The sequence below is a fragment of the Bradyrhizobium sp. USDA 4369 genome, from assembly GCF_054056435.1.
In genome coordinates, this window is sequence record NZ_JBSRYH010000001.1 from 5654327 (window position 1) to 5665189 (window position 10863).

The 10863-nt window shown below is 64.9% G+C and carries 10 protein-coding genes and 1 pseudogene; 8 read left to right on the forward strand and 3 right to left on the reverse strand.

Features of this window, described 5'->3' with window-relative positions; genetic code table 11:
• Positions 1 to 64: 64 nt before the first annotated feature.
• Both ACVIJ6_RS25675 and ACVIJ6_RS25680 read right to left on the reverse strand, forming a co-directional pair.
• A complete protein-coding gene (locus ACVIJ6_RS25675; protein WP_456774996.1) occupies positions 65 to 2140 on the reverse strand; it encodes an acetate--CoA ligase family protein in 2076 nt (691 codons plus the stop codon).
• A gap of 122 nt (positions 2141 to 2262) precedes the next feature.
• Positions 2263 to 3054, reverse strand: a complete 792-nt coding sequence (locus ACVIJ6_RS25680; protein WP_456774997.1) for a crotonase/enoyl-CoA hydratase family protein — start codon at positions 3052 to 3054, stop codon at positions 2263 to 2265.
• 407 nt (positions 3055 to 3461) lie between these two features.
• Between ACVIJ6_RS25680 and ACVIJ6_RS25685 the strand changes: the two genes are divergently transcribed.
• Positions 3462 to 4055 carry a MarR family winged helix-turn-helix transcriptional regulator gene (locus ACVIJ6_RS25685; protein ID WP_456774998.1) on the forward strand — a complete coding sequence of 198 codons (594 nt, stop codon included), beginning with the start codon at positions 3462 to 3464 and terminating at the stop codon, positions 4053 to 4055.
• Positions 4056 to 4122: 67 nt separating this feature from the next.
• Here ACVIJ6_RS25685 and ACVIJ6_RS25690 read toward each other — a convergent pair whose 3' ends face one another.
• Positions 4123 to 5373, reverse strand: a complete 1251-nt coding sequence (locus ACVIJ6_RS25690; RefSeq protein WP_456774999.1) for an ABC transporter substrate-binding protein — start codon at positions 5371 to 5373, stop codon at positions 4123 to 4125.
• Between the two features lie 418 nt (positions 5374 to 5791).
• On the opposite strand from ACVIJ6_RS25690, the gene secE reads away from it, so the two are divergent.
• The 7 genes and pseudogenes from secE to rplL all read left to right on the forward strand — a co-directional run bounded on the left by secE (position 5792) and on the right by rplL (position 10717).
• On the forward strand, positions 5792 to 5983 hold the full coding sequence (secE, locus tag ACVIJ6_RS25695) for a preprotein translocase subunit SecE (protein ID WP_041750849.1): 192 nt from the start codon (positions 5792 to 5794) through the stop codon (positions 5981 to 5983).
• On the forward strand, positions 5983 to 6540 hold the full coding sequence (gene nusG, locus ACVIJ6_RS25700) for a transcription termination/antitermination protein NusG (RefSeq protein ID WP_012045057.1): 558 nt from the start codon (positions 5983 to 5985) through the stop codon (positions 6538 to 6540). Before secE ends, nusG begins: the two co-directional genes overlap by 1 nt.
• 398 nt (positions 6541 to 6938) lie before the next feature.
• Positions 6939 to 7369 (forward strand): annotated as a pseudogene (rplK, locus tag ACVIJ6_RS25705) (50S ribosomal protein L11).
• A gap of 5 nt (positions 7370 to 7374) precedes the next feature.
• A complete protein-coding gene (gene rplA, locus ACVIJ6_RS25710) occupies positions 7375 to 8067 on the forward strand; it encodes a 50S ribosomal protein L1 (protein WP_456775000.1) in 693 nt (230 codons plus the stop codon).
• A gap of 77 nt (positions 8068 to 8144) precedes the next feature.
• On the forward strand, positions 8145 to 9098 hold the full coding sequence (locus ACVIJ6_RS25715; protein WP_456775001.1) for a 2-hydroxyacid dehydrogenase: 954 nt from the start codon (positions 8145 to 8147) through the stop codon (positions 9096 to 9098).
• Between the two features lie 661 nt (positions 9099 to 9759).
• Positions 9760 to 10278 (forward strand): 50S ribosomal protein L10, encoded by a 519-nt coding sequence (rplJ, locus tag ACVIJ6_RS25720; RefSeq protein WP_008963452.1) that lies wholly within the window; start codon positions 9760 to 9762, stop codon positions 10276 to 10278.
• A gap of 61 nt (positions 10279 to 10339) precedes the next feature.
• A complete protein-coding gene (gene rplL / locus ACVIJ6_RS25725; RefSeq protein WP_456775002.1) occupies positions 10340 to 10717 on the forward strand; it encodes a 50S ribosomal protein L7/L12 in 378 nt (125 codons plus the stop codon).
• Positions 10718 to 10863: the final 146 nt, after the last annotated feature.

Below are 10863 nucleotides of genomic sequence, written 5' to 3' on the forward strand. Positions count from 1 at the left end.
GGGCTGGAGCGGCGTCCAGCTCAGAGCCGTGCTGTGATGGGGCATCGGAGTCCTCTGGAAGCATTCACTGCGTGACGATCAGCGCGTCCAACGCGACCACGCCCTGTCCGCGGCCGTAGGCGACCAGCGGGTTGATGTCGACTTCCGTCACCTCAGGATATTGCAGCATGAGCTGGCCGAGCAGCGCGACCAATTCGGCGACAGCATCGAGATCGATGGGGGGCGCGCCGCGGAAGCCGTCGAGCAGCTTGGCGGCCTTCAGACGGCGCAGCCGTTCGATGATCGCTGCGCGCGGCAGGTCGGGCGCGAGCAACTGCACGTCGCCCAGCGCTTCGACCCAGATGCCGCCGAGACCGACCATCAGGATCGGGCCCCATTGCGCGTCGCGGCTCGCGCCGACGACCAGCTCCAGGCCCCGCTCGCCCATCTTCTCGACCAGTGCGCCATCCAGCACCAGGCCCGGTTCGGCGCGTGCGACGTTGTCAAGCAGCCGTTGCCAGGCTGCACGCAGCGCCGCTTCGTCGGAGATGTTCAGCAACACGCCTCCGACTTCGCTCTTATGCGCCAGTGTGGCCGCCTGAGCCTTGAGCGCGACCGGATATCCGATGTCGGCGGCGATGCGCACCGCATCGTCCGGGCTGGTGGCCAGCGCGCCGGCCGGAACTCGCACGCCAAGGCGGGCGAGCAACTGTTTGCCGACCCATTCGGCCTGCGTGCCGCGGCCCAGGCCCAGCGGACCTTCGATACGTGCAGGCTGGACGGCATCGGCTTCGCTTGCGGCGGCGCGCCAACGCCCGAACCGCGTTACGCGGGCCAGCGCCCGCAGCGCGCGCTCGGGCGAGCGCATCACGATCGCACGGCGTTGCCGCGCCTCCTCGATGAAGGCAGGCGGCAATGGATCGTCCTCGTTCTGCATCACCAGGATGGCAGGCTTGCTGCTGCCTTGGATGCCCTCCAGGTATTGCCGGAGCCAGACCACAGCGGTGTCGGATCCAGGCATGGGCAGCGACACCAGCAGGCTGCCCAGCTGCGCGTCGGCCAGCAGCGTGCTGATGCCGAGCGAGATCAGCTCGGGCTTCCAGGCGACCAAGGTGCCGAGGTCGAGGGGGTTGCGCGGCGGGGTGTATACTGGCAGGTGTTCGCGCAGCTGTTCGGCCTGCTGGGCCGATAGCGCGGGCAGGTCCAGGGCGAGCGGCTCCACATAGTCCTGCGTGATCCCGCACAGTGCGCCGGAGGCGGTGACCAGGCCGAGGCCACCGGTCGGTGCATGCGGGTAACGCAGCAGCAATTGGCCGAGGTCGATGGCCTCTTCCAGACTGTCGACCGTCACCACGCCGACGTGATCGAGCATGAGCTGCATGGCCGCATGATTGCCGGCCAGCGCGCCAGTATGAGACTGCGCCGCGGCCTGTGAACGCTCGCTGCGGCCCGGATGCAGTAGCACCACCGGCTTGCCCGCCGTCCGTGCGCGCCGGGTCGCGGCCAGAAAGTCCGGCGCACTGCGGATCTGCTCGGCATAGACCACGATGGATCCGGTGTGCGCGTCGTCGACGAAGAAGTCGATCATCTCGGCAAGACCGAGCTGGGCCTCATTGCCGGTGGTCATCATGTATGACAACGGCACGCCGCGCATGCGCAAGGACGTTGCGAGATGGGCACCGATGCCGCCGCTTTGCGCGACCACGGCCACCGCCGGGCCGGCGGCGGGATCCAGCCTTGGTGGCAGATTCTGCTCGACCATGAAGACGTGGAAGGCGTCGACATAGTTGAAATAGCCGACGGTGTTCGGCCCCAACAAAGCAAGACCGCCGTCGCGCGCGACCTCACCGATGCGGCGCTGCTGCTCCCGACCCTGCTCGCCCATTTCGGCGAAGCCCGAGGCGAAACAGATCGCGCCGCGCACCCGTCGCGTGACGCAGGCTTCGATGCCGGCGAGGACCGCATCGGCCGGCAGTATCAGGATGGCCAAGTCCACGCCGTCAGGGAGCTCCGACATCTCGGTGAACACCGGATAGCCCATGATCTCGCCGCCGCTGCGGCCGACGAGATGCACCGCGCCGGTGTAGCCGCCTTGCAGCAGGTTGCCCAGCACCACCTGGCCGGCGGAGCCGGGCTTGGCGGACATGCCGATGATGGCCACCGATGTGGGCCGGAAGATCGCGGCGAGGCTTGGGCGCAGGGATGCACCGGGTGCGGCAGGATCTTGGGTGTGTGCAGTCATGGCGAAATCCTCCCGGGTCTTGTGTTTTGGTGTTGATGGGGTCAGGCCGGACCAACCTTGGCGGCCCGCTTGTTCAGGAAGGCGTTGACGCGTTCCTTCGCCTCGGGCGCACTCTGGGTCACCGTCGCCATCAGGGCCTCGGTCAGCAGGCCGTGCGACATCGGTTGCTCGGCAATCAGCGGCAGTGCGTTGAGGATGGCGAAATTGGACAGCGGCGCGTTGGCGGCGATGCGGTCGGCCAGCTCGCGCGCCTTGCGCATGCCTTCACCGGGCGGCACCACGTAGTGCGCCAGGCCGATCGCGTGGCCTTCATGCGCATCGACGACGTGGCCCGTGAGCATCATCTCGGTGACCCGCGAGAAGCCGATCAGCTTGGTGACGCGCACCGAGCCGCCGCCGCCGAGGAAGATGCCGCGCTGGCCCTCGGGGAGCGCGAAATAGGCACTTTCCTCGGCGATGCGCACATGCAGACAGGACGCCAGCTCCAACCCGCCGCCGACGACCGCGCCTTGCAGCACGCCGATCACCGGCACCCGACCGAACTGGATCTTCGAGAACACCTCGTACCAGGCGAACGAATGTTGCAGGCCCTCGGCCGTATCGGCCTCTGACAATTCCGACAGGTCGAGTCCGGCGCTGAAATGCGGACCAGCTCCGGCAACAATGGCCACGCGCACACTGGCGGGTAGTTCGGCAAAGCAACCGCGCAGACGCTCGATCACGCTCAGGCTGAGCGCGTTGCGCTTCTCGGGCCGGTTGAGCACGATGGTGGCAACAGGACCCTCGATATCGAGGGTCACCAAGCGGGTCTCGTCGGGAGTGGAGGCGTTCAAGGCTGGATTCTCCGGTCGGGGGTACGGCCTGATGCGGTCATGGCAAATGGATCGGTCACCGCCAGGCGGATCGAACTCCCGCCAAGCACGGACTGTCTTCGGGGGCAGGCTGGGGATCAGACGGGAGGCGGATAAGTCCGGCATCTCCTGCCGGTCGCGGCGAAGCGAGCGGCGTGCTGACGCCGAGCCGCTGCATAGGAGCCCGGCATCAGCGACCAGCTGACATCCACGCGCAAGTCAGCCAAAGCAGCGCGGCTTGCCAAAAGTTGGCAGTCGGGCGCTAGTTTCGACGCGTTCCTGACCACCATCATGGATGCAGCCATACCGTTAGCTTGGATTATTGTTTACCTGGTAAACATTAATGCCGGTAAATTTTTACGTCAAGCCCCGGAGTCGGAGTCGCCTCAGTGAAATCGAAACCAGCCAAGCACGCGGTGCAGCCTGCGCAAACGGAACGCGGGCGACGTCGCTCGCTCCAAGCCGTCGGACGGGTCGAGATGTCCGACGGCGGTGCCGGGCCGGCGGAATTGGACCTACGGCAGGACTCCCTCGGCTATGCCATCAAGCGCGCGCAGGTGCGCACCTACGAGGTGCTGTTTGCCACCCTCGGCCCGGACGCGATTTCACCGGCGCGGATGACGGCTCTGTCCATCATTGGCGCGCAGCCGGGCATCAACCAGTCGGCGCTGGCCGAGCAGCTTCGCGTCACCCGCCCGAGCATGGTAAAGGTGATCGACAGTCTCGAGGGGCTCGGCCTGGTGGAGCGGCGCGCGATTCCGGGAGACCGCCGCAGCTACTCGCTGGCGCTCACCGAGCAGGGGCGGCGCGAGCTGCGCGACATGCACGAAAAGACTCGCCAGTACGAAGCGCGCATCGCCGAGCGCTTGACGGCACAGGAGCGCGCTCTGTTGATCTCATTGCTGGAGAAGGTCGCGGTGTCAGCGGTCCCACCATCCGCGCAAGAGCTTGCGGCGGCCAAAGCGAAAGACCAGGGACCTTAGCCCGGTGATATGGCCGGCCTGCAACGGGTGCAGCCCGGCCACGCCAACCTCATTCTTCACGTCCAACCTAATTCTTCACATAGGGACAGTTGCCGTCCTTCAGCGGCCGGAACGCCTGGTCGCCGGGGACCTCGGCCAGCACTTTGTAATAGTCCCACGGGCCTTTCGATTCCTCCGGCTTCTTGACCTCGAACAGGAACATCGAATGCACCATGCGGCCGTCCTCGCGCAACGTACCGTTGTCGGTGAAGGCGTCGCGGACCGGGGTCTCGCGCATCTTGGCGAGCACCGGCTTGGTGTCGCGGGTGCCGGCGGCCTTGACGGCGTTGAGATAGTGCAGGGTGGCGCTGTAGGTCGCCGCCTGATTCATGGTCGGCATCCGCTTCATCTTGTCGAAGAACTTCTTGCCGAACGCGCGGGTGCGGTCGTTGAGATCCCAGTAATAGGCCTCGGTGATGATCAGGCCCTGCGCCAGCTTCAGGCCGAGGCTGTGGATGTCGGAGATGAACATCACGATGCCGGCGAGGTTCTGGCCGCCGGCGACGATGCCGAACTCGGCCGCCTGCTTGATGGTGTTGATGGTGTCGCCGCCGCCATTGGCCATGCCGATGATCTTGGCCTTGGAGGCCTGCGCCTGCAGCAGGAATGACGAGAAGTCCTGGTTGTTGAGCGGATGGCGGGCGCTGCCGACCACCGTGCCGCCGGCCGCGCGCACGACATCGCCGGTGTCACGCTCGATCGAATGGCCGAACAGATAGTCGGCTGTGATGAAGAACCAGCTGGTGCCGCCAGTCTTGACGATGGCGCTGCCGACCGTATGCGCGTTGCCGTAGGTGTCGTAGGTCCAGTGCACGGTATAGGGCGAGCACGATTTGCCGGTGATGTCGGAGCTTGCGGCGTCCGTCACGATCATCAGCTTCTCGAACTGTTTCGACATTTCCATGCCGGCGAGCGCGGTCGCCGAGGTCGGCATGTCGATGATCATGTCGACGCCTTCGTTCTCATACCATTTGCGCGCGATCGAGGCGGCGATGTCGGCCTTGTTCTGCGGATCGGCGCTGATCACCTCGATCGGCTTGCCGAACATGGTGCCGCCGAACTCCTCGACGGCGAGCTTGGTCGCCTCCAGATTGCCCTGGCCTCCGATGTCCGAATAGACCGATGAGAAGTCGCTGAGAACGCCGATCTTGAGCGGCGCCTGGGCGCGGGCAGGGGCGGCGGTGAGGGCAAGCGCGGCAAGGTTGAGAGCGGCGAGGCTGAGAACAGCAAGACTGACGGCGGCAAGATGCGTCCGTCCCTTGCGCGGGGCAAAGGTCATTGTTTCCTCCTGATTATTCTTGTGTCGATGAGCATGAGCGGGTGGCGCAGGCCCGGCAAGAGCCGGAACCGCTCCGCCACGGGCATTTCGTCGCGGCACCTGCTCAACCTGCCGCCCTGCGGAAATGGCGCCCCACGAAACGAAAGACCGGCGTGAGGCGGGACAGCCGGGGTCTGCGATGGAGGGGATGTGCAGGCCGGGGCTGCCCATATCTTGACCTTTGGCCGGTCCGACAGTAGATGTTGTGCACCTGCAGCCGGCCCGTGGAACGCGGATATCCGGCGCGGCTTTTTCACTCCCCGAACAAGCGAGCCCGTGTATCGGCTCATCTCTCCGACAAGAGGGTGGGCTAAGGACGGCTGTTCGGTTTTCCCTGTAAACTCTTCAATCGTCTGATGACGGACGCGGACCCCTGACGATGGCTATCAGCCCGTTCAAATTTCTGCAGGAAGTGCGCTCGGAGACCGCCAAGGTCACCTGGCCGAGCCGCCGCGAGGTCACGATCACCACGATCATGGTGTTCGTGATGGTGGCGCTGGCTTCGATCTTCTTCTTCGCCGCCGATCAGATCATCCGCTACCTCATCACCCTCGTGCTGGGCATTCACTGATGGCAACCGCAACGCATTCGTCCGACAAGCGCTGGTACATCGTCCACGCCTATTCGAACTTCGAGAAGAAGGTCGCCGAGTCGATCCGCGAGCAGGCCAAGCAGCGCAATCTTGAGGACCTGTTCGAGCAGGTGCTTGTGCCGCTCGAGAAGGTCACCGAAGTGCGCCGCGGCCGCAAGATCGACGCCGAGCGCAAGTTCTTCCCCGGCTATGTGCTGGTGAAGATGAAGCTGACCGACGAGGCGTTTCACCTGATCAAGAACACGCCCAAGGTGACCGGCTTCCTCGGCGCCGAGAACAAGCCGATGCCGATCTCCGAGAGCGAGGCGATGCGCATCCTGAACCAGATGCAGGAAGGCGTGGAGCGGCCGAAATCCTCGGTGTCGTTCGAGATCGGCGAGAATGTGCGCGTCGCCGACGGCCCGTTCGCCTCGTTCTCCGGCGTGGTCGAGGAAATCGACGAGGCCCGCTCGCGGGTCAAGGTCGCCGTGTCGATCTTCGGCCGCGCCACCCCGGTCGAGCTCGAGTTCAACCAGGTCGAGAAGATCGTCGGCTGACGCCGGCCATCAGCTCTCGTCGTCATTCCGGGGCAGCCCGAAGGGCTGAGCCCGGAATCCATACCCCGAGGCGGCGATTGGACGGCGAAGTGCCATCTCCGGCGTGCATCTAACCACGCCCTGTGGCTATGGATTCCGGGCTCGCCCTTGCGGGGCGCCCCGGAATGACGGGAGGAGGGAGTTCAGCCCTCGACACCCTTTCCTTTTCGTCCGATCTCGTGTATCGGGCGCGCTTCGCTCCCCGAACGGGGGGCGATTTCGTTCGTGGGAGGCGTGACCGGCTTTGCCAGCCGGATCCAGCGCGCCGGACCACGGTCCCAAACCTCGCTTTCGGGTTTTGTCGCCCGACGGCGGTGCGTTCGCATCAGGCAAGATCGCGAACGCGTTGGAGAGTCACAATGGCAAAGAAAGTAACCGGTTACCTGAAGCTTCAGGTTCCGGCCGGCGCGGCCAACCCGTCGCCGCGCCGATCGGCCCCGCGCTGGGTCAGCGCGGTCTCAACATCATGGAGTTCTGCAAGGCGTTCAACGCCCAGACCCAGAAGGAAGAGAAGAACACCCCGATCCCGGTGGTCATCACCATTTATGCGGACCGGTCCTTCACCTTCGAGATGAAGACCCCGCCGATGTCCTACTTCCTCAAGCAGGCCGCCAAGATCCAGTCTGGCTCCAAGGCTCCGGGTCGCGACAAGGCCGGCAAGGTGACCAAGGCGCAGGTGCGCGAGATCGCCGAGAAGAAGATGAAGGACCTGAATTGCGACTCGATCGAGTCGGCCATGAAGATGGTCGAGGGCTCTGCCCGCTCGATGGGTCTGGAAGTTGCGGGGTAAGCGCCATGGCGATCGGAAAGCGTTTGAAGAAGGCCCGCGAGGGCATCGACCGCACCAAGCTGTATCCGCTTGCTGACGCGATCAAGCTCATCAAGGAGCGCGCCACCTCGAAGTTCGACGAGACCATCGAGGTCGCAATCAATCTCGGCGTCGATCCGCGTCACGCTGACCAGATGGTCCGTGGCGTCGTGATGCTGCCGAATGGCACCGGCCGTACGCTCCGCGTCGGCGTGTTCGCCCGCGGCGCGAAGGCCGACGAGGCCAAGGCCGCAGGCGCCGACGTGGTCGGCGCTGAGGACCTGGTCGAGAAGGTGCAGAACGGCAATATCGATTTCGACCGCTGCATCGCCACCCCCGACATGATGCCGCTGGTCGGCCGTCTCGGTAAGGTGCTCGGTCCGCGCGGCATGATGCCGAACCCGAAGATCGGTACCGTGACCATGGACGTCGCCGGCGCCGTCAAGGGGGCCAAGGGCGGCTCGGTCGAGTTCCGTGTCGAGAAGGCCGGTATCATCCAGGCCGGCGTCGGCAAGGCCTCGTTCGCCGAGGACAAGCTGGTCGAGAACATCAAGGCGCTGGCGGACGCGGTCGTGAAGGCCAAGCCGGCAGGCGCCAAGGGCACCTATGTCCAGCGCGTCGCGGTGTCGTCGACGATGGGCCCGGGCGTCAAGGTCGAGCCGGGCACCGTACTGGCGTAAGCCGACGGACACTGGCAGATAAGCAGGGCGGGATCGTTCATCGGTCCCGCCCTTCGCATTTGGTGGTACCCGACGACATGCCCGACAAGGTCCTGATCTATTCCCGCCTGCCGAAGTCAATGACCCAGCGCTTTGCCGACCGCTTCGACCTGCTCGACAGCGGCGGCCGACCTGCGCACGAGGTGTTTCCGGCTGAAGAGGTCGCGCAGATCCGGGCGCTGATCACGGCCGGTGGCACGCCGCTCGGGGCGGCCGACATGGACCGGTTGCCGTCGTTGGGGGTCATCATCTGCTACGGCACCGGCTATGACGGGGTCGATCTCAAGGCCGCGGCCGCGCGCAACATCGCGGTCGGCCACAGCCCGGGCGCCAATGCTGCGGCGGTCGCCGACGTCGCGGTCATGCTGATGCTGGCGACCATGCGGCGGCTGGTGGTCGCCGATCGCTATGTCCGCGACGGCAGCTGGGCCGAGGCCAAGCCGTCGCCGCTGATGAAGCCGCCGCCGAGCCTTGCCGGCTGCAAGGTCGGCGTCTATGGCATGGGCGCGATCGGCCGCAAGATCGCCGCCCGTGTTGCCGCGTTCGAGGCCGACATCGGCTATTTCAGCCGCACCCGTTACGACGACCTGCCGTACCGATATTTCCAAAGCCTCGATGCGCTCGCGGAATGGTGCACCGTGCTGATGATCGCGGTCCGCGCCGGTGCCGAAACCACCAATGCGGTCAACGCCGACCTTCTGAAGAAGCTCGGTCCGGACGGCCATGTCGTCAACATCTCGCGCGGCTCGGTCATCGACCAGGCCGCGCTGCTGTCGGCGCTCAAGGACGGCAATATCGCGGGGGCCGGCCTCGACGTGTTCGAGACCGAACCTCATGTGCCGGATGAACTGACCGCGCAGCCAAACCTGGTGGTGACACCTCATATTGGCGGTAACACCCGCGAGGCGCATGTTGCGATGCAGGCCTGCGTCGTCGCCAATCTCATGGCGTTCTTCGCGGGCGAGAAGCTGCCATATCAGGTGAAGTCGTAAGCGGGCCGGGTGAGGTCCCGCCCCGGGCGATCAACGTGGCGCGGGGCAGTCGCGATCGCATCTGAGGGCTGCGGCAAGGCCGAGTCCCCCTGTGAACCCACGAAACTGGTGCGAAATTTGCTCTCGGGGTCTTGGCAAGTCGCCATCGACCCGTTAAAGAACCGTCTTCTAGGCGGGCCGGCTGTTGCTGGCGCGCCTGTGCGTGCATTCCGAAAGACTTGGAGAGAACCAGAATTCCTTTTGAGGATATCCGTCAGGATGACTCGGAAGGAACAGGGATCTTTCTGCTCTCGAAATGCCGCAGGGGAGGTCGGTCCGCCGATCACCCCGATCCTGTCCGAGACTGCAGGCGCCAACGCGGAAATGCAATTTCCTCAATGGCTTAATCGTATGGCCTGCATAGACGGGTGAAGACCGGATTTCGGCATGTTCACTGCGCATCGCGGTGGCATGCAGGTTTGGTTCGAACCTCGACACTCCGCGAGCTCATGGGCTTTGCCTGGGCTTTCGGAAGGGCAGGCTAATCGTCGCCGTCTTGCCTTGCGTGTCCTCGGGGTTATCCGTCCGGAGGTCAGGTGTGGTGGGGCGGCGGGTGCAACCCGGCGGTCCCGCCCTTGGGCTAAGGTCTTGGGCGAAGGCCGCCAACCGGAGAGAGCTTGCTGTGGAACGAGCGGCAAAGAAAGAGGCGGTCGAGCAGCTGCACGAGGTCTTCAAGACCACGGGCGTTGCCGTCGTCGCTCACTATTCCGGCCTCACCGTGGCCCAGATGCAGAACCTGCGCAAGCAGATGAAGCAGGCTGGTGCGTCGGTGAAGGTCTCGAAGAACCGTCTCGCCAAAATTGCTCTTGAAGGCACGGACGTCGTCGGCATTGGCCCCCTGTTGAAGGGGCCGACCGTGATCGCAACTTCGAACGATCCTGTCGCGGCGCCCAAGGTTGCCATCGAATTCGCCAAGGCGAACGAAAAGTTCGTCATCCTCGGCGGCTCGATGGGCTCAACCGTCCTGAATGTCGACAGCGTGAAGGCTTTGGCCTCGCTGCCGTCGCTGGACGAACTGCGCGGCAAGCTCGTCGGCCTGATCCAGGCTCCGGCGACCAAGCTGGCCCAGCTCGCCAACGCTCCCGCGGCCAAGGTCGCGCGCGTCATTCAGGCTCATGCCTCAAAGGGCGAAGCGGCCTGACGCCCTTCGCAAACACTCACAACCTAGTTTCGAACCGAACCTAATCTAAGGAACTACATCAATGGCTGACCTGCAGAAGATCGTCGACGACCTCTCGGCCCTCACCGTTCTCGAGGCCGCTGAGCTCGCCAAGCTCCTGGAAGAGAAGTGGGGCGTGTCCGCCGCCGCTGCCGTGGCTGTCGCTGCTCCGGGCGCTGGTGGCGCCGCCGCCGCTCCGGCGGAAGAGAAGACCGAGTTCACCGTTGTCCTGGCTTCGGCCGGCGACAAGAAGATCGAGGTCATCAAGGAAGTCCGCGCCATCACCGGCCTGGGCCTGAAGGAAGCCAAGGACCTCGTCGAGGGTGCGCCGAAGCCGGTCAAGGAAGGCGTCAACAAGGACGAGGCCGAGAAGATCAAGACCCAGCTCGAGAAGGCTGGCGCCAAGGTCGAGCTCAAGTAATCGGCGATTGGCCATGGAGCATCCCGCGGCCTGACGGCAACAAGCGGGACGTTTCAGAACGATTTTGATGACCGGGTGGTAATATCACCCGGTCATCATAAGACCAGGGACGTTTGCGGGGGTATCGGGGATCGGCCGGAATCGCT